Here is a 17,269-nt window from a genome sequence, read left to right as displayed (position 1 = left end):
CGGCGGCTCGGGCGGCGGCGGTGGCGCGGTGAACACCGGCGGCTGCGGCGCGGGCGTCGGGGCGGCGGCAATCACGGGCTTGGGCGCCGGCGTCGGCTTCGGCTGCACGCGCGGCTTCGGCTGCGGCGGCGGGGGCGGCGCGGGCACGGGGGCGGGCGGGGCGATGAAGTCCACCGTGATCGGCAGCACCTCGCCGATGGCCTCGCGCACCGGCTCCAGCTGCAGCAGCCCCCAGCCGAGCGCCACGTGCGCCGCCAGCATGCCCAGGCCCAGCGCGCGGCGGGCGTTGGCCGACATCGGCTCGGGATGCCCGGCAGGCAGCGGGGGCAGCTTCATCGATAAGTCCGCGGTCGACATGGGCACACGTTGTATGAGGGTTTGTGCCCATTCTAAACACGAATTATTCTCAATCAAGCGTTTTCTTTAGAAGTCTCAAGAAACCGTTGCCACTGGCGCAGCCGCGCCGCGCGGTGCCGGCGCGGTGGCGCCTTGCCTGGGTCTTGATCGAGCGCAGCCGCGGCCGCGATGCGGCGCGGGCACGGTGCGGGCCGCGGCTATGCTTGGCCGCATGAAACTGCTGGTCCGTTGGCTGTTGCTGGCTGCCGCGCTGTTGCTGGTGGCCTATCTCTACCCGGGCGTCACGGTGGCGAGCTTCAGTGCGGCCATGGTGGCGGCGCTGGTGCTTGGGCTGCTCAACACCGTGGTGCGGCCGCTGCTGGTGCTGCTGACGCTGCCGGTGACGGTGCTGACGCTGGGGCTGTTCCTGTTCGTGATCAACGCGATCACGTTCTGGGCCGCGGCTTCGGTGCTGTCGGGCTTCAGCGTCACGGGCTTCGGCGCGGCGCTGGTGGGCTCGCTGATCTACAGCTTGTGCGGCATGGTCATCGACTCGGCGATGGAGTCGGTGTTCGGGGACTGAGCGCCGCGCCGCCGTCCGCGGCGCTCACTGGCGCTGGTTGCGCATCTCCGCCTCGATCTCGCGCCGGCGCGCTTCCATCTCGCGCAGCCGCGCGTCGATGATCGAAGCCTCGATGAAATCCGCCGGTGCCGCCCCGCTGCGCGCGAGCTGCTGGCCGGCGCGCAGCCGGTCCACCGCGCCGGGCACGTCGCCCAGCGCCGCGCGCGCCTCGGCCTCGGCGCGCACCGAGCGCAGCTTCAGGCCGAGCTGGCCGGCGCTCTGCGCCAGCGCCTGCCAGGCGCCGGCGTCGTCGCGGTGCTCGGCTACCCAGGTCTGCAGCGCCTCGGTGCTGCGCCGCAGCGGCTCAGGCGCCCCGCCGGCGCGCGCCGCGCCCAGCGCGGCCTGCGCGCGCCACAGCAGCAGCGGACGCGAGCCGCCGCCTTCGGGCAGCGCCTGCATCTGCTGCAGCGCCGCGCGCCCGTCGCCGCGCGCCAGCAGCGACTGCACGCGCAGCAGCTGCAGCCACTGCGCCGCGTCGGCGCCGCGCGCCGCCGGCGGCGCCTCGCGCTGCAGCAGCCCCTCGGCCGCGGCCAGCGCCGCGTCGGCGGCGTCGAACTCGCGCAGCAGCGTCGCGGCCAGCGCCTGGCCGTAGAGCAGGCCCAGGCGCTGCGCCGGCGCGGCGTCGGCCCCGGGCTGCTGCGCTTGCGCGCGGCGCAGCGCCTGCACGCTGGAGTCCATCAGCACGCGCGCGCGGGCCTGCGCCAGCGCGTGCTCGAAGGCGCCGTCGGGCGGCGCGTTGCGCGCGGCATGCGCGTTGGCCTGCACGCGCGCGCGCGCCTCGCCGATGCGCTCCGTGGTCAGCGGGTGCGAGCGCAGGTAGGGATAGTTGTTGCTGTCGTTGAGCCGATTGGCGTGCTCCAGCTTCTCGAACATGCCGGCCATGCCGGCGCTGGCGAAACCGGCGTCGCTATGCACGCCGTAGCCGACGCGGTCGGCCTCGCGCTCCATGTCGCGCGAGTAGTTCAGCTGGCCCTGCACCATGGCCGCCTGACCGCCTACCACCGCCGCCTGCGCCATGGCGGCGTTGCCGGTGCGCGCCGAGGCCAGCACGCCCACGATCATGGCCGCCAGCCCCACCATCGACTGGCGCGAGGACGCGCTGATGCTGCGCGCGATGTGGCGCTGCGTGACGTGCGAGAGCTCGTGCGCCAGCACCGCGGCGAGCTCGTCGCGGCTGGCCGTCATGGCGATGAGCCCCAGGTGCACGCCCACGTGGCCGCCGGGCAGCGCGAAGGCGTTGACGCTGCGGTCCAGCACCAGGAAGGTCTCCCAGGCGAAGGCGCGGTCGATGTCGGCGCCGATCTCGCCGCGGCGGCGCGCCGCGGCCACCAGCGGCTGCCACAGCGACTGCACGTAGTCGAGCAGCAGCGGGTCGTCGAGGTAAGCCGGGTCGGGGCGCACCTCGCGCATGATCTGTTCGCCCAGGCGCCGCTCGGCATCGACGCTGAACTCGCCCGACACCGAGTCGCCCAGCGCGGGCAGCGAGGACGACGCGGGCGCGGTCTGCGCCCGGGGCGCGGCCGCCGGCAGCGCGGCCAGGGCCAGCGCGGCGACGAGAACGGGAGCAGCCAGGGGGTGTTTCACGGGCGCGGGATGGACAGGAAGGGCTGGCTATGATCGCACCGCCCTTTTGCTGCCAGGTTTCAACCCATGAACAACTCGCTCACCCACTTCGACAGCCAGGGCCAGGCCCACATGGTGGACGTCTCGGCCAAGGCCGCGACGCACCGCGTGGCGCGCGCCACCGGCCGCATCCGCATGCAGCCCGAAACGCTGGCGCTGATCCGCGAAGGCACCGCCAAGAAGGGTGACGTGCTGGGCATCGCCCGCATCGCCGCCATCCAGGCCGCCAAGCGCACCGCCGACCTGATCCCGCTGTGCCACCCGTTGCCGCTGACGCGCGTGGCGGTGGAACTCGACATCGACGAGAACCTGCCCGGCGTGCACTGCACCGTGCAGGCCGAGACGGTGGGCGTCACCGGCGTGGAAATGGAGGCGCTGACCGCGGTGCAGGTCGGCCTCCTGACCATCTACGACATGTGCAAGGCGGCCGACAAGGGCATGGTGATGTCCGACATCCGGCTGCTGGAGAAGATCGGGGGGAAGTCGGGGCATTGGGTGGCGGCCCAGACCTGAGCCCGAAGCCGCCACGGCGCGGCACGCCCTATTTGCCGTCCACGTCCAGGAAATCCCTCCACCCCAACACCTTCCCCGGCGCCTCGCACTGATAAGGCTTCGGCTCCCCCGGCTCCAGCAGCGAGTCGTCGTCGCAGGGCGCGAAGTAGGGTTCCGATTGCGGGTAGTGGAATTCGCGCAGCCGCTGCGCGACGTGGCGGGCGTGGTCGAGCTGGCCGGCGTCGGCCAGCGTCTCAGCCCAGGCCTGCATCAGCCGCGTGTCGAGCAGGAAATGCGTGGCGCGGCCGAATGCCGGCAGCACGGCCGCGGGCGACGCCCCCGCCGCGGTGGTCGCGGCGGCGTAGTCGGCATGGTGGGCGAAGAAGGTGCTGCGCTGCCCGGCCTCGATGCGCTGCGCCAGCGGGCCGGCGTCCGGCGTAGGCGCGAAGATGGCCACCACGCGCGAGTAGTCCACCAGCGCCCACAGCGCGCCCACGGCCAGCACCAGGCCTGGCAGCCGCGCCGCAAGCGTGACGCGCGTATTTGGCGCTGAATCCGCCGCCGTCGCCGCCGCCGGCGCTGCTTCCGACCCGCGCGCCCCCAGGCAGGCACCGGCCACCCAGGCCATCGGCATCAGGAAATAGGCGTACCACAGCGGGTACTCCAGCTGGCTGTGCACGGCCGAGAGCAACAGCATCACGAAGCCGGCGCGCAGCGCAGCGCCCTCGGCGCCGGGCGTGAACCAGCTGCGCCGCCCGACCTGCCACAGCGCCAGCGCCAGCAGCGCCAGCACCAGCAGCGCCAGCGGCAAGCCCAGCTCCACCGCGAACTGCAGCGCCAGGTTGTGCGTGTGGTCGAAGAAGGCCACCGGGCGGCCGGGGAAGGGCGTCAGCGTCCAGGCGAAATTGAACTCGCCGAAGCCCACGCCGCTCCAGGGCTGCTGCCGGATCATCTCCAGCGTGTTGCGCCAGATGCCGAAGCGCGAGCCCGACACGTCGGCCTCGCCCAGCCGCGTCGCCGCCCCCAGCGCGGCGCCGCCGGGCTGCAGCACCTTGAGCGTGAACGCCCAGACCGCGTAGAACAGCGGCGCGCCCACCAGCAGCAGCCGGCCCGGGCGCGACAGGCGCCGGTCGGCCAGGCCCCACAGCGCCAGCAGCAGCACGCCCAGCGTCCCGGTGCGCGAGCCCGAGAGCTCGATGCCCGCCACCATCAGCGCGCCCAGCCCCACCGCCAGCGGCGTGCGCAGCCGTCCGGATTCGCGCAGCGGCACCAGCGCCACCAGCGACCACAGCAGCAGCGTGCTCAGGTGGTTCGGTTGCCGCAGGTTGCCCACGGCGCGGCCCGCGAAGCCTGAGCGCGCGACGAGCACGCCGTCGGCCCAGCCGGGGGCGAACACCTGCACCAGCGCGATCAGGCTGCTGAGCACGCCTACCACCACCCAGCCCAGGCAGAAGGCCTGTAGCGCCGCGGCACGCGCCGCCGGCGCGAGCGACGCGCCGGACCAGGCCAGCAGCAGCGCCGCCAGCAGTATCCCCAGCGACGAAGCCGCCAGGCTGGCCGGCAGCGCCACCGCGGCCGACCACAGCACGCACAGCGCCAGCACCGCCAGCGCCGCCAGCAGCGCGCTGCCCGCACGCGTCCCGTCGCGCCAGCGCGGCGCGCCCAGCACGGCCGCGAACACGCCCCACAAACCCAGCGCCGCGGCCTGGTTGAAGAAGGTCGCCGAGGGCGGCAGGTTGAACGCGACCAGCGCCGGCACGCAGCAGGCCAGCAGCGCCGCCAGGGACAGCGCGGGAAAGGGTTTCAGGGACACGGATGCACGGCTCCAGGGAAGGCGGCGGGACTCTAGCAAGAAGCTCCGGCACCCCCGCGCACCGCGTTGCACAAGGCTGTGGACAGTGATCTGGACAACTCGGCCTTGTCCACATGCCAGGCCCGCCAACGGGAAGTTGTTGTGTTTTGGGCAGAACTGATCCCGCCGCCGCGCCCACAGCCTTGTGATTTGCACAAGCTGTTGAAAACTCAGGGAAAAAACCGGTTGTCCACAGACCGGGCCGGTCTCTACCACCACGATCACTTCATGAGGTTGGTATCGATGGAGATGGTTGTGGACGCGGTGGCGGCGCCGAACCTTCCTGGCGCCGCCCGTGAACAAGGTTGTGGGCAACCTGCGCGCGGCCATGAAAAAGGCTGCCGAAGCAGCCTTCATGAAACGAAGCAGCGGGAGTCGGCGGCGCCCGAAACGGCTGGCCGCCTTGCCCGGCCCTTCAGGACGCGGCGCCGGAAGCCGCCGCGGCCGGCGGGTTGTTGCGCTCGACAAGCGTGCGCGCCTCGGCATGGGTGATGGTGGTGGTGTTGGTCCAGACCACGCTGCTGCTGCCCGCGGACGGGGTGAAGGTGATGGTCTTGCCGTCCACGCCCGCGCCTACGCCGCTGGACAGCGTGGCCACGATCACGCCGTCGGTGATGGCGGCCGAGGTGACTTCCTTGGTCGGCGTGAAGGTCGGCACGCCGCGGCTGCCGGCGTTGCAGCCGGCCAGCACGCCGCCCTGCTCCTGGATGCACACGCCCACTGCCGTCTTGACGGCGTCCACCGAGCGCAGCGCGTTGCCCACGCGGGCCTTGACGATGTAGTTCTGGTAGAGCGGCAAGCCCACCGCGCCCAGGATGCCGATGATCGCGACCACGATCATCAGCTCGATGAGCGTGAAGCCCGGCTGGCGCTGCCGGCGCGCCGCGTGACGGCGCTGGCGCTGGCGGCAGGAGTGGGGAGCAATACGGCGACGACAGGTGCTGCGCATGGAGACTTCCTCCTTCGGCTTGGACGGTGTGTCGTGGCGCCAGCGCCGGTACGGCGCGCCGGGCTGCGGCCGGCACGGCAGCGGCGCGTGGAGGGCAAGACGACTCCTGGTGAAGCCCCACGGCGGCCGCGCCGGTGCCGCGATGCTGGAGCCGGCGCGCCGCGGCTGCCCTCCGGACAAACGGCAGGAACCGCGCGCCCGGGCGGCCCGGGCCATCCCGGAGTCAGCCGATCTCGAACACGTCGCCGCTGCGCAGCGCGCGCGCCTGCAGCCCGTGGCGCCGGATCTGCGCCATCACGGTATCGACCTCGCCGGGCTTGACGTGGGTGATGTGCAGCTGCGCGGGTGCTGCCAGGCGCTGCAGCGGCAGCGCCGCCAGCGACGCCGGGCACAGGTGGCGGCTCAGCCGCGCCAGCGCCGCCTCCTCGTCGCAGAACGAGGTTTCGATCACCAGGTGCGCCACCGGCAGCTGCGCCAGGCGCTGCCACAGCCCCTCGTCGGGCCCGGTGTCGCCGGTGAAGACCCAGCAGCGCGCGCCCTCGGCGGCGCGGGCGGCAAAACCCACCGCCGGCACCGTGTGGCTGGCGCTGAGCACCTCCACGCGGCGCGCGCCCAGGGCCAGCACGTCACCCACGGCAAAGGGCCGCAGCACCAGCACCGGCGCCTGCGCCGTGGGCAGCCGCGTGAAGTCGGGCCAGATGCGGTTGTTGAAGACGTGCTCGCGCAGCACCTGCAGCGTCTCGGCCAGTGCGTGCACGACGATGGGCGGACGGCCCGCGGCGGCGCGCAGCCGCATCACGCTGTCGGCCAGCAGCGGCACGCCCAGCACGTGGTCCAGGTGCGAGTGGCTCAGCAGGATGTGGTCGATGCGCGCGAGCTCCTCCAGCGTGAGCGTGCCCACGCCGGTGCCGGCGTCGACGAGCACGTCGCCGTCGAGCAGGAAGGACGTGGTGAAGCTGCCCGCGGCGATGGCGCCGGCGCAGCCCAGGACGCGGACGTTGAGCACCGGGGCAGCGGGGTGCGGCGCGCCGCGGTTCGCGCCGGTGTCCATCAGCGTTGCAGCGAGAAGAGCATCTGCGTGCCGGCGAGCTCGATCACGTCGCCGTCGCGCAGCGGCGCGGTGTCGGCCTGCAGCGGCGCGCCGTTGACGCTGGGCCGGGCGCTGCCTTCGACGTGGGTGAGCACGTAGCCGCTGGGCCGGCGCGTGATGCTGGCCACCTGCACGCCGGGCTTGCCCACGGTGGTGACGATCTTGCCGAGCTGCGCCTCGTGTCCGGCGGCATTGCCGTTGAGCACCTTGAGCGTGGCCACGGGCAGCTCGGCGCCGCCAGGCATCGGGCTGCCCGCGCCGGGCAGCGGCGCGGTGTGCGCGAAGCCCGAAGGGGCGGGCGCGCGCAGCGCCTGGGTGCGTTCGAAGTCGGGGCCGGCCTCGTGCCCCAGGTAGCGCAGCTTGTACTTGCCGATCTCCACCGTGTCGTTGTGCGCGAGCTGCTGGCGGCGGATGGCGCGGCCGTTGATGTAAGTGCCGTTGGTGCTGTTGAGGTCCTCGATGAAGACCAGGTCGCCCGCGGTCTGCAGCACGGCGTGCTCGCCGCTGACGGCGAGGTTGTCGATGACGATGTCGTTGTAGGGACGCCGCCCCAGCGTCGTCTTGTCCTTGGTGAGCTCGACCTGCTTGATCACCACGCCGTCGAGTGAGACGACCAGTTTGCCCATGCTTGTCTTGTCCTCGTGTGGCTGGCGTCGGCGGTAGGGGCGCGCCCGGCGGGCAAGTGTTGCGAGCGGCGCTGTCAGCGCTTGAACGGCCACCAGGAGCGTGACGTCGCCGCGGCCCCCGGCACGCGGGCCAGGATCACGGCGATGTTATCTTTTCCCCCCGCCTGGTTGGCCGCGTCCACCAGCGCGCGCCCGGCCTGGGCCAGCTCGGTGTGGGCCAGCAGGATCTCGGCGATGGCGCTGTCGTCGAGCATGTCGGACAGGCCGTCGGAGCACAGCAGGTAGAGGTCGCCGGGCTGGAGCTCGTGCAGCTGCGTCTCCAGCGCCACGCGCTCCTCCACGCCCACGGCGCGCGTCACGAGATTCTTGTAGGCGCTGAAGGCAGCCTGCTCGGGCGTGATCAGCCCGGCGTCGATCTGTTCCTGCAGCAGCGAGTGGTCGCGGGTGAGGCGCATCAGGCGCGAGCCGCGCAGCCGGTACGCGCGCGAGTCGCCGACATGGCCGCTGAGCACGTGGCCGCCGCGGAACACGAGCATGACGAGCGTGGTGCCCATGCCGGCGTATTGCGGGTTGGCGCGCGCGGCTTCGAAGATGGCGCGGTTGGCCTGGCCCACGCACAGCTCCATGGCGCGGCGCACTTCCTGGTCGGAGGCGGCGTGCGCGGCCTGCTGCAGCCAGCGGCCGAGCTCGCTGCGCAGCTGCGTGGTGAGCATGCCGCTGGCGACCTCGCCGGCGTTGTAGCCGCCCATGCCGTCGGCAAGCACCGCCAGCGCCGCGGCCTCGTCCAGTGCCACCGCGTCCTCGTTGTTGCTGCGCGCGCGGCCGGTGTCGATGGCGCTGAAGAACTCGGGGTTCATGGTGTGCATGAGGTCAGCGGGCCATTGTGCCGCGCCGGCGCAGGCCTCGGCGGCGAGTGCGGCGCCCAGTCGGTGGCAAATGTCGCATCAAGCCGCGATTCCCGGTGTCTTGCGCAAGCGCTTGCGCTGCGTCAACTCTTACCGGAAAGCGCCGCCAAACCGTACTGTCATCAACTTGTCACCACCCGGGCGCGGGGGCAAACTGGGTTCAACGGGACAGCGGTGCTGCGGTCACCGGCCCGTTCGGTAGCAACCCTTCCGAAAGGAGGAACTGATGAATCTGACGATCAGCGGACACCATCTCGACGTGACCCCGGCCCTGCGCGAATACGTGCTGACGAAGCTGGAGCGGGTCACGCGGCATTTCGACCAGGTGGTCGATGTCAACGTGCTGCTGGCGATTGACAAGTCCAAGGAAAAGGACCGTCGCCAACGCGCCGAGGTGACGCTGCATGTCAAGGGCCGCGACATCTTCGTCGAGCAATCGCACGAGGACCTGTACGCCGCCATCGATCAGCTCATGGACAAGCTGGACCGCCAGGTGATGCGCCACAAGGACCGCACCCAGGAGCACCACCACACGTCGGTCAAGCGCATGACCGCCAGCGTCTGATCGAGGCCGGGCCTGCGCGCCCGGACCTGGAGCCTGCGGGCTCCGCAACCGAGCGGCCCCGCGGGGCCGCTTTTTGCTGTATGGAGGATGGGCGTTGTGCGCAGCATTCACGCAACAACGCCCCCGCCGGGGGGACCCACTCGGGGTGCTTGACAAGAGGGGTTCCTATAATCGAACGCCCTGTCACAGTCTCCGCAATCGCCCGGAAGACCTGCGCTGCGGAGAAAGCATCATGAACCGTCTCGCCGCCATCCTGCCTGCCGCCAACGTGCTGGTGAACGTGGAAGCCACCAGCAAGAAGCGGGTTTTCGAGCATGCGGGACTGCTGTTCGAGAACCAGCACGCCATTGCCCGCGCCACGGTGTCGGACAACCTGTTCGCGCGCGAGCGCCTGGGCTCGACCGGCCTGGGCCACGGCGTGGCCATTCCGCACGGCCGCATCAAGGGCCTGAAGAACCCGCTGGCCGCGGTGCTGCGCGTGCAGCACGCCATTCCCTTCGACGCGCCGGACGACGAGCCGGTGAGCCTGCTGATCTTCCTGCTGGTGCCCGAGGCGGCGACGCAGCGGCACCTGGAGATCCTCTCGGAGATCGCCGAGATGCTCAGCGACCGCGAGCTGCGCGAGCGCCTGAAGGCCGAGCCCGACGCCGCCGCGCTGCACAAGCTGATCCAGAACTGGGAGCCGCTCAAATCGGTGGCCTGACGCGTCGACCCCGGCGATGCGGCTCCTTCCCTAGAGCGAACGCCGCATGAAACCCATCGCCGTCAGCGCCGAGGCGCTGTTCGAGGAACACCGCAAGGCGCTGCGCTGGGAGTGGGTGGCCGGCCACGCCCATCCCGAGCGCCATTTCGACGAGGCCGCGGTGCGCGCGGCGCATTCCTCGGCCGACCTGGTCGGCTTCCTGAACTACATCCACCCCTACCGCGTGCAGATCGTGGGCGAGCGCGAGGTGCGCTACCTCACGGCCGTGCCGGCGGAGGTGCAGGAGCGCCGCGCCACGCGCATCCTGACGCTGGAGCCGCCCATGGTGGTGGTGGCCGACGACCAGCCGCCGCCGGAAGTGATGCTGCGGCTGTGCGAGCGCGCGGGCATCCCGCTGTTCGCCTCCAAGGAGTCGGCCGGCCACGTCATCGACGTGCTGCGCGGCTACCTGGGCCAGCTCTTCGCCGAGCGCACCACGCGCCACGGCGTGTTCATGGACATCCTGGGCCTCGGGGTGATGCTCACCGGCGAGTCCGGCTTGGGCAAGAGCGAGCTGGGGCTGGAGCTGATCTCGCGCGGCCACGGCCTGGTGGCCGACGACGCGGTGGACATCCACCGCACGGCGCAGAACGCGCTGGAGGGCCGCTGCCCCGAGCTGCTGCTCAACCTGCTGGAAGTGCGCGGCATCGGGCTGCTCGACATCAAGGCCATCTTCGGCGAGACGGCGGTGCGGCGGAAGATGAAGCTCAAGCTCATCGTGCACCTGGTGCGCCGCGAGACGCTGGAGCGCGAGTTCGAGCGCCTGCCCTACGAGCCGCTGTACGAGGAGATCCTGGGCGTGCCCGTGCGCAAGGTCGTCATCGCCGTGGACGCCGGGCGCAACCTGGCCGTGCTGGTCGAAGCGGCGGTGCGCAACACCATCCTGCAGCTGCGCGGCATCGACACCTACAACGAGTTCATCCAACGCCACCAGAAGGCGATGCAGCGCTGAGCAAGCATTCCGTTCGTCCTGGCTGACTCTCCATGGACGAATCCGCGAGGCCGTGTCTTTCCCGTTCGTCCTGAGGTATCGAAGGATGACGGCCCTGGCTGTGCGGCTGCCATCCGAGCCTGTCGGATTCGCCCTTCGATACCTCAGGGCGAACGGATCAAGAGTCCGCCGCCCTTTGAAGGACCAGCCCTCACTTCGGCCGGTGCGTGCAGTCCTGCTTGGTGCAGGTGGCGTAGAGCGCCAGGGCGTGGTCGTGGATGGCGAAGCCGCGGGCCTCGGCCACGGCGCGCTGGCGGCGCTCGATCTCGGGGTCGAAGAACTCCTCGACGCGGCCGCAGGTCAGGCACACCAGGTGGTCGTGGTGCTGGCCCTCGTTGAGCTCGAACACCGACTTGCCCGACTCGAAATGGCTGCGCGTCAGCAGCCCGGCCTGCTCGAACTGCATCAGCACGCGGTACACGGTGGCCAGGCCGATGTCGGCGCCCTCGGTCAGCAGCGCCTTGAAGACGTCTTCAGCCGTCATGTGGCGCTGCTCGGCCTTCTGGAACACCTCCAGGATCTTGATACGGGGCAGCGTCGCCTTCAGGCCGCTGCTCTTGAGTTCATCGGCATGCGTCATGACGGCTCTCTCGATGCAGGCAAGCCCCCGAAAGGGGGCCAGTAGAATGGCCGGATCATAGCCAGCCTGCGCGGCCCGGTCCGGCGCAGGCCCATGCCCACCCCCATGCATCGCCTCTTCACACGCCTGCCCGCCGTGCTGCTGGCCGCCGGCTCGATTGCCGGCTGCTCCTCGCTGCAGACCTCGGACAACAAGCTGCTTGGCGTCATCACGCCCTACCGCATCGAGATCGTGCAGGGCAACGTGGTCACGCGCGAGCAGGCCGCCGCCGTGCAGCCGGGCATGACGCGCCAGCAGGTGCGCGAGATCCTGGGCTCGCCGCTGCTCACCGACGTGTTCCACGCCGACCGCTGGGACTACATCTTCACCATCCGCCGCTCCGGCGCCGAGCCGCAGCGCCGCAGCATCACCGCCTGGTTCGAAGGCGAGCGGCTGCAGCGCCTGGACACCGCGCAGGACCTGCCCTCGGAGCAGGAGTTCGTCTCCTCCATCAGCACCGCCAGGCTGCCGTCGAAGCTGCCGGTGCTGGAGCTCACGCCGGAGCAGCGCGCCAGGCTGCCGGCGCCCAAGCCCGCCGAGGCCAGCGCGCCTGCCGCGCCCACGGGTGCCATGCGCGCGTACCCGCCGCTGGAGCCCTGAGCCGGCCCGCCGCCGGGCTGGCCCGCTTCGCTCGACCGTTTCCGTGTCCTCTTCCTTCCCTTCAGTTTCCACAGGAGCCGCCGTGGCCTCGTCGAACCCCTCCGCCACGCCGCTGCGCATCGCCATCGCCGGCGCCTCCGGCCGCATGGGCCGCATGCTGATCGAGGCCGTGATGCAGGCCGACGACTGCCGGCTCGCCGGCGCGCTGGACGTGCCCGGCAGCCCCGCACTGGGCCAGGACGCCGCCGCCTTCCTCGGCCGCCCGTCGGGCGTGCCCATCGTGGCCGACCTGCACGAAGGCCTGCGCGACGCGCAGGTGCTCATCGACTTCACCCGCCCCGAGGGCACGCTGGCGCACCTGGCGGTGTGCCGCGAGCTGGGCGTGAAGCTCGTCATCGGCACCACCGGCTTCACCGACGCGCAGAAGGCCGAGATCACCGAGGCCGCGCAAGCCGTCTCCATCGTCATGGCGCCCAACATGAGCGTGGGCGTGAACGTGGTGCTGCGGCTGCTGGACATGGCCGCGCGCGCGCTGAGCCAGGGCTACGACATCGAGATCATCGAGGCGCACCACCGCCACAAGGTCGATGCGCCCAGCGGCACCGCGCTGAAGATGGGCGAGGTCGTCGCCGCGGCGCTGGGCCGCGACCTCAAGGAGTGCGCCGTGTACGGCCGCGAGGGCGTCACCGGCGAGCGCGACCCCAGCACCATCGGCTTCGCCACGGTGCGCGGCGGCGACATCGTCGGCGACCACACCGTGCTGTTCGCCGGCACCGGCGAGCGCATCGAGATCACGCACAAGAGCAGCAGCCGCGCCACCTACGCCCAGGGCAGCCTGCGCGCGGCGCGCTTCCTGGCCGGGCAGCCGCAGGGCCTGTTCGGCATGGAAGCGGTGCTGGGCCTGGGCGCCTGACGCGCAAGCCGAGCGGCACCGCCGGTGGAAGGCCTGCAGGAGTTCTGGGCGCGCAGCGACGCCATCATCCGCGCGGTGGCGGCGCTGCTGCTGCTGATGTCGGTGGTGGCCTGGGTGCTGATCCTCTGGAAGGGCTGGCTGCTGCGCCGCGCCACGGCCGACCTCGCGCGCGGCGTGCCCGCGTTCTGGGCCGCGCCCGCGCTGCCCACGGCGCGCGAGCGCCTGGCGCAGCTGGACCGCGAGCAGCTGCTGCTGCCGCTGCTCGACGCGGCGCAGGCCGGCGCGCGCGGCGGCACGCTCGAAAGCCACGGCCATGCCGACTCGCAGCTCACGCGGCGGCTGCGCGACGCGCTGCACCGGGTGCTCGCCCAGTTGCAGGGCGGGCAGGTGGCGCTGGCCTCGATCGGCTCGACGGCCCCGTTCATCGGCCTGTTCGGCACGGTCTGGGGCATCTACCACGCGCTGCTGGGCATCTCCGCCGAGGGCACGGCCGGCCTGGACGCGGTGGCCGGCCCGGTGGGCGAGGCGCTGGTGATGACGGCCGCCGGCCTGGCCGTGGCGATTCCCGCCGTGCTCGCCTACAACGTGTTCGGCCGCTGGGCGGCGGGCTGCGAGGCCGAGCTCGAAGGCTTCGCCCACGACCTGCGCGAGCTGATGCTCGACGCGGCCCGGGAGTCCTGAAGTGACCTTCGGGCGGCTGGAGGCGAAGAAGCCGGCCAAGCCGATGAGCGACATCAACATGACGCCGCTGATCGACGTGATGCTGGTGCTGCTGGTGATCTTCATCGTCACCGCGCCGCTGCTCACCTCGCGGCTGCGGCTGGACCTGCCGCAGGCCGAAGGCCCGCCCGGCGCCGACGTGCCGGCGCTGGCCCTGGCGCTGGACGCGCAGGGGCGGCGCTACCTCGACGAGCAGCCGGTGGACGACGAAGCCGCCCTGAAGGAGCGCCTGGCGCAGGCCGCGAAGCGCGAGCCGCAGCCCGAAGTGCAGCTGCGCGCCGACCGGGCCGTGCCCTACGGCCGCGTGGCCGAGCTGCTGGCGCTGGTCCAGGGCAGCGGCCTCACGCGCATCGGCTTCGTCACCGAGCCGCCGCGCGCGGAGGGCGCAACCGCAGGCGCTGCGGCGGGCGCCGCCGCCGCGGCCCCGTCCCCGAAATAGGGGCCTCGGGCCGGCTCCTACAATCCCGGCCCATGAACGAAAAGTACGTCCCCGCCGAGGTCGAGTCGGCCGCCCAAGCGCACTGGAACGCGCGCGACGCCTACCGCGTCGTCGAGGATGAGAGCAAGCGCAAGTTCTACGCCTGCTCGATGCTGCCGTACCCCAGCGGCAAGCTGCACATGGGCCATGTGCGCAACTACACGATCAACGACATGCTCGCGCGCCAGCTGCGCATGAACGGCTGGAACGTGCTGATGCCCATGGGCTGGGATGCCTTCGGACTGCCCGCGGAGAACGCGGCCATGAAGAACCAGGTGCCGCCCGCGCAGTGGACGTACTCGAACATCGAGTACATGAAGGGCCAGATGCAGGCGCTGGGCCTGGCGATCGACTGGTCTCGAGAAATAGCCACCTGCAAGCCCGATTACTACAAGTGGAACCAGTGGCTGTTCCTGAAGATGCTCGAAGCCGGCATCTGCGAGCGCCGCACCCAGGTCGTGAACTGGGACCCGGTGGACCAGACGGTGCTGGCCAACGAGCAGGTCATCGACGGCCGCGGCTGGCGCTCCGGCGCCCCGGTCGAGAAGCGCGAGATCCCGGGCTACTACCTGAAGATCACCCAGTACGCCGAGGAGCTGCTGCAGCACGTGCAAAACGGCCTGCCCGGCTGGCCCGAGCGCGTGAAGCTGATGCAGGAGAACTGGATCGGCAAGAGCGAGGGCGTGCGCTTCGCCTTCCCGCACGACATCCGCGATGCCTCCGGCGCGCTGATCCAGGACGGCAAGCTGTTCGTGTTCACGACCCGCCCCGACACGATCATGGGCGTGACCTTCTGCGCCGTGGCGCCGGAGCACCCGCTGGCCACGCATGCCGCCGCGACGAACCCGGCGCTTGCCGCCTTCATCGACGAGTGCAAGCACGGCGGCACCACCGAGGCCGAGCTGGCCACGCAGGAGAAGAAGGGCCAGCCCACGGGCCTGTTCGTCACGCACCCGCTCACCGGCGCGCAGGTCGAAGTCTGGGTCGGCAACTACGTGCTCATGAGCTACGGCGACGGCGCCGTGATGGGCGTGCCGGCGCATGACGAGCGCGATTTCGCCTTCGCGCTCAAGTACGGCCTGCCGATCCGGCAGGTCGTCGCCGTCGAGGGCGAGGCCTTCTCGGACCAGGCCTGGGCCGAGTGGTACGGCGACAAGCAGCGCGGCACGTGCGTCAACTCCGGCGTGCTCGACGGCCTGTCCTACAAGGCCGCGGTGGACAAGGTCGCCGAGCTGCTGGCGAGTAAAGGCCTGGGCGAGAAGAAGACCACCTGGCGGCTGCGCGACTGGGGCATCAGCCGCCAGCGCTACTGGGGCACGCCTATTCCCGTCATCCACTGCGAGTCCTGCGGCGCCGTCCCGGTGCCGGAGAAGGACCTGCCGGTGGTGCTGCCGGAGGACTGCATTCCCGACGGCAGCGGCAACCCGCTGAACAAGCGCGCCGACTTCCTCAACGTCGCCTGCCCCTGCTGCGGCCGCGACGCGCGCCGCGAGACCGACACGATGGACACCTTCGTGGACAGCTCGTGGTACTTCATGCGCTATTGCGACCCGACCAACCCCGAGGCGATGGTGGCCGGCGGCACCAAGTACTGGATGCCGATGGACCAGTACATCGGCGGCATCGAGCACGCGATCCTGCACCTGCTGTACGCGCGCTTCTGGACCAAGGTGATGCGCGACCTGAAGCTGGTCGAGGTCGATGAGCCGTTCCAGCGCCTGCTCACGCAGGGCATGGTGCTCAACCACATCTACAGCCGCCGCACCGAGAAGGGCGGCATCGAGTACTTCTGGCCGCACGAGGTCGAGAACGTGCTCGATGCCGGCGGCAAGATCGTCGGCGCGAAGCTGAAGTCCGACGGCTCCGAGGTGACCTACGAAGGCGTGGGCACCATGAGCAAGAGCAAGAACAACGGCGTCGATCCGCAGCAGCTCATCGAGCAGTACGGCGCCGACACGGCGCGCCTGTTCGTGATGTTCGCCGCCCCGCCGGAGCAGACGCTGGAGTGGAACGACGCGGCCGTCGAGGGCGCGCACCGGTTCCTCAAGCGCGTGTGGGGCTACGGCGTGAAGAACGCCGAGGCCCTGCGCGCCGGCGGCGACGCCGCGCAGGCCACGGACGACGCCGCGCGCGCCCTGCGCCGCGAGGTGCACCTGGTGCTCAAGCAGGTCTCGTACGACTACGAGCGCATGCAATACAACACCGTGGTGTCGGGCTGCATGAAGCTGCTCAACGCGCTGGAGTCCTTCAAGGGCGAGGGCGCGGCCGCCGCGGCCGTGCAGCGCGAGGCTTTTTCCACGCTGCTGCGCGCGCTGTACCCGGCGTGCCCGCACCTGACGCACGTGTTGTGGCAAGACCTCGGCTATGCCGGGGAGCTGGGCGAGCTGATCGACGCGCCCTGGCCGCAGGTGGACGAAGCCGCGCTGGTGCAGGACCGCATCGAGCTGGTGCTGCAGGTCAACGGCAAGCTGCGCGGCGCCATCAGCGTGGCCGCGGGCGCGGACAAGGCGGCGATCGAGGCCGCGGCGCTGGCCAGCCCCGACTTCCAGAAGTTCGCTGAAGGCAAGGCGCCGAAGAAGGTGATCGTGGTGCCGGGCCGCCTGGTCAACGTGGTGGTCTGAAGGCGCGCCGCGTGATGATGAAGCGCCGATCGCTGCTGCTGACCACCGCCGCCACCGCCGCGCTGCCGGCCCCGCTGCTGCTGGGGGGCTGCGGCTTCGCGCCGCGGCGCCCGCAGCCGCTGGCCTTCCAGAGCCTGGCGCTGGTGGGCTTCGCGCCGCGCTCGCCCATGGCCGCGACGCTGCTGCGCAGCCTGCCCGCCGACGTCACGGTGGTGGACGCGCCGCAGCAGGCGCAGGTGGTGCTGGAGTCGCTGCTGGAGCGGCGCGAGCGCGCCATCTCCGTGACCACCGGCTTCGGGCAGGTGCGCGAGTTCCTGCTGCGCGTGCGCTTCACGTGGCGGCTGAGCACGCGCGCCGGCAAGCCGCTGGTGCCGCCCACGGAGCTGCTGCTCACGCGCGCCAACAGCTACAACGAGCAGATCGCCCTGGCCAAGGAGCAGGAGCAGGTGGACATCTACCAGTCGCTGGAAGAGGACATGGTGCAGCAGGTGCTGCGCCGGCTCGAAGGCGTGCGGGAGCTGTAGC

Annotated in this window: 18 protein-coding genes and 1 pseudogene; 11 read left to right on the top strand and 8 right to left on the bottom strand. The window is 71.3% G+C overall.

All coding sequences use genetic code 11. The features are described from left to right. A pseudogene (locus FJ694_RS07320) lies at positions 1 to 336 on the bottom strand (energy transducer TonB); the annotation flags it as partial. A 232-nt stretch (positions 337 to 568) separates the two neighbouring features. Between FJ694_RS07320 and FJ694_RS07315 the strand changes: the two are divergent. Further along, complete coding sequence (locus FJ694_RS07315; RefSeq protein ID WP_157265466.1) at positions 569 to 919, top strand: phage holin family protein; 351 nt, start codon at positions 569 to 571, stop codon at positions 917 to 919. Between the two features lie 24 nt (positions 920 to 943). Here FJ694_RS07315 and FJ694_RS07310 read toward each other — a convergent pair whose 3' ends face one another. Next, a complete protein-coding gene (locus FJ694_RS07310) occupies positions 944 to 2,542 on the bottom strand; it encodes a M48 family metalloprotease (protein WP_157265464.1) in 1,599 nt (532 codons plus the stop codon). A 66-nt stretch (positions 2,543 to 2,608) separates the two neighbouring features. On the opposite strand from FJ694_RS07310, the gene moaC reads away from it, so the two are divergent. Continuing rightward, positions 2,609 to 3,094 carry a cyclic pyranopterin monophosphate synthase MoaC gene (moaC, locus tag FJ694_RS07305; protein ID WP_157265462.1) on the top strand — a complete coding sequence of 162 codons (486 nt, stop codon included), beginning with the start codon at positions 2,609 to 2,611 and terminating at the stop codon, positions 3,092 to 3,094. Between the two features lie 28 nt (positions 3,095 to 3,122). Here moaC and FJ694_RS07300 read toward each other — a convergent pair whose 3' ends face one another. The 5 genes from FJ694_RS07300 to FJ694_RS07280 form a co-directional block, all read right to left on the bottom strand. After that, on the bottom strand, positions 3,123 to 4,886 hold the full coding sequence (locus FJ694_RS07300) for a PglL family O-oligosaccharyltransferase (RefSeq protein WP_232539935.1): 1,764 nt from the start codon (positions 4,884 to 4,886) through the stop codon (positions 3,123 to 3,125). Between the two features lie 454 nt (positions 4,887 to 5,340). Then, the gene (locus FJ694_RS37065) at positions 5,341 to 5,874 is read right to left on the bottom strand and encodes a pilin (RefSeq protein ID WP_157265458.1); all 534 of its coding nucleotides are present in this window, start codon (positions 5,872 to 5,874) and stop codon (positions 5,341 to 5,343) included. A 223-nt stretch (positions 5,875 to 6,097) separates the two neighbouring features. Then, the gene (locus tag FJ694_RS07290) at positions 6,098 to 6,925 is read right to left on the bottom strand and encodes an MBL fold metallo-hydrolase (protein ID WP_157265456.1); all 828 of its coding nucleotides are present in this window, start codon (positions 6,923 to 6,925) and stop codon (positions 6,098 to 6,100) included. Next, complete coding sequence (locus FJ694_RS07285; RefSeq protein ID WP_157265454.1) at positions 6,925 to 7,590, bottom strand: FHA domain-containing protein; 666 nt, start codon at positions 7,588 to 7,590, stop codon at positions 6,925 to 6,927. The genes FJ694_RS07290 and FJ694_RS07285 overlap by 1 nt, the downstream gene beginning before the upstream one ends. A 74-nt stretch (positions 7,591 to 7,664) precedes the next feature. After that, the gene (locus tag FJ694_RS07280) at positions 7,665 to 8,447 is read right to left on the bottom strand and encodes a Stp1/IreP family PP2C-type Ser/Thr phosphatase (protein ID WP_157265490.1); all 783 of its coding nucleotides are present in this window, start codon (positions 8,445 to 8,447) and stop codon (positions 7,665 to 7,667) included. Between the two features lie 274 nt (positions 8,448 to 8,721). On the opposite strand from FJ694_RS07280, the gene hpf reads away from it, so the two are divergent. The 3 genes from hpf to hprK all read left to right on the top strand — a co-directional run bounded on the left by hpf (position 8,722) and on the right by hprK (position 10,754). After that, entirely contained in the window at positions 8,722 to 9,060 is a 339-nt protein-coding gene (gene hpf / locus FJ694_RS07275; RefSeq protein WP_157265452.1) for a ribosome hibernation-promoting factor, HPF/YfiA family, read from the top strand. A 232-nt stretch (positions 9,061 to 9,292) separates the two neighbouring features. Continuing rightward, entirely contained in the window at positions 9,293 to 9,763 is a 471-nt protein-coding gene (locus FJ694_RS07270) for a PTS sugar transporter subunit IIA (protein WP_157265450.1), read from the top strand. A 46-nt stretch (positions 9,764 to 9,809) separates the two neighbouring features. Then, entirely contained in the window at positions 9,810 to 10,754 is a 945-nt protein-coding gene (hprK, locus tag FJ694_RS07265; protein WP_157265448.1) for an HPr(Ser) kinase/phosphatase, read from the top strand. Positions 10,755 to 10,944: 190 nt separating this feature from the next. Here hprK and fur read toward each other — a convergent pair whose 3' ends face one another. Continuing rightward, entirely contained in the window at positions 10,945 to 11,373 is a 429-nt protein-coding gene (gene fur / locus FJ694_RS07260; RefSeq protein ID WP_157265446.1) for a ferric iron uptake transcriptional regulator, read from the bottom strand. Between the two features lie 93 nt (positions 11,374 to 11,466). On the opposite strand from fur, the gene FJ694_RS07255 reads away from it, so the two are divergent. The 6 genes from FJ694_RS07255 to FJ694_RS07230 all read left to right on the top strand — a co-directional run bounded on the left by FJ694_RS07255 (position 11,467) and on the right by FJ694_RS07230 (position 17,268). Next, entirely contained in the window at positions 11,467 to 12,012 is a 546-nt protein-coding gene (locus FJ694_RS07255; protein WP_198320744.1) for an outer membrane protein assembly factor BamE, read from the top strand. 82 nt (positions 12,013 to 12,094) lie between these two features. Next, positions 12,095 to 12,925, top strand: coding sequence for a 4-hydroxy-tetrahydrodipicolinate reductase (gene dapB, locus FJ694_RS07250; RefSeq protein ID WP_259373152.1), 831 nt, complete (start codon positions 12,095 to 12,097; stop codon positions 12,923 to 12,925). Between the two features lie 24 nt (positions 12,926 to 12,949). Continuing rightward, complete coding sequence (locus FJ694_RS07245) at positions 12,950 to 13,606, top strand: MotA/TolQ/ExbB proton channel family protein (protein ID WP_232539934.1); 657 nt, start codon at positions 12,950 to 12,952, stop codon at positions 13,604 to 13,606. A 1-nt stretch (position 13,607) separates the two neighbouring features. Continuing rightward, the gene (locus tag FJ694_RS07240; protein ID WP_157265443.1) at positions 13,608 to 14,084 is read left to right on the top strand and encodes an ExbD/TolR family protein; all 477 of its coding nucleotides are present in this window, start codon (positions 13,608 to 13,610) and stop codon (positions 14,082 to 14,084) included. Positions 14,085 to 14,116: 32 nt separating this feature from the next. Continuing rightward, a complete protein-coding gene (gene leuS, locus FJ694_RS07235; protein WP_157265442.1) occupies positions 14,117 to 16,744 on the top strand; it encodes a leucine--tRNA ligase in 2,628 nt (875 codons plus the stop codon). A 14-nt stretch (positions 16,745 to 16,758) separates the two neighbouring features. Next, positions 16,759 to 17,268 (top strand): LPS-assembly lipoprotein LptE, encoded by a 510-nt coding sequence (locus FJ694_RS07230; RefSeq protein ID WP_232539933.1) that lies wholly within the window; start codon positions 16,759 to 16,761, stop codon positions 17,266 to 17,268. Position 17,269 lies beyond the last annotated feature (1 nt).

This window comes from Azohydromonas aeria, from assembly GCF_009760915.1.
GTDB classification, from domain to species: domain Bacteria; phylum Pseudomonadota; class Gammaproteobacteria; order Burkholderiales; family Burkholderiaceae_C; genus Azohydromonas; species Azohydromonas aeria.
Note: the sequence above shows the minus strand (reverse complement) of the source record. Positions and strands in the feature narration are given on the sequence as shown.

Bases quoted from the DNA above. Each gene is read 5' to 3' on its own strand.
- FJ694_RS07315 (WP_157265466.1), top strand. From the start codon at position 569: ATGAAACTGCTGGTCCGTTGGCTGTTGCTGGCTGCCGCGCTGTTGCTG.
- moaC (WP_157265462.1), top strand. From the start codon at position 2,609: ATGAACAACTCGCTCACCCACTTCGACAGCCAGGGCCAGGCCCACATG.
- FJ694_RS37065 (WP_157265458.1), bottom strand. From the start codon at position 5,874: ATGCGCAGCACCTGTCGTCGCCGTATTGCTCCCCACTCCTGCCGCCAG.
- FJ694_RS07290 (WP_157265456.1), bottom strand. From the start codon at position 6,925: ATGGACACCGGCGCGAACCGCGGCGCGCCGCACCCCGCTGCCCCGGTG.
- FJ694_RS07285 (WP_157265454.1), bottom strand. From the start codon at position 7,590: ATGGGCAAACTGGTCGTCTCACTCGACGGCGTGGTGATCAAGCAGGTC.
- FJ694_RS07280 (WP_157265490.1), bottom strand. From the start codon at position 8,447: ATGAACCCCGAGTTCTTCAGCGCCATCGACACCGGCCGCGCGCGCAGC.
- hpf (WP_157265452.1), top strand. From the start codon at position 8,722: ATGAATCTGACGATCAGCGGACACCATCTCGACGTGACCCCGGCCCTG.
- FJ694_RS07270 (WP_157265450.1), top strand. From the start codon at position 9,293: ATGAACCGTCTCGCCGCCATCCTGCCTGCCGCCAACGTGCTGGTGAAC.
- hprK (WP_157265448.1), top strand. From the start codon at position 9,810: ATGAAACCCATCGCCGTCAGCGCCGAGGCGCTGTTCGAGGAACACCGC.
- fur (WP_157265446.1), bottom strand. From the start codon at position 11,373: ATGACGCATGCCGATGAACTCAAGAGCAGCGGCCTGAAGGCGACGCTG.
- FJ694_RS07255 (WP_198320744.1), top strand. From the start codon at position 11,467: ATGCCCACCCCCATGCATCGCCTCTTCACACGCCTGCCCGCCGTGCTG.
- leuS (WP_157265442.1), top strand. From the start codon at position 14,117: ATGAACGAAAAGTACGTCCCCGCCGAGGTCGAGTCGGCCGCCCAAGCG.
- FJ694_RS07230 (WP_232539933.1), top strand. From the start codon at position 16,759: ATGATGAAGCGCCGATCGCTGCTGCTGACCACCGCCGCCACCGCCGCG.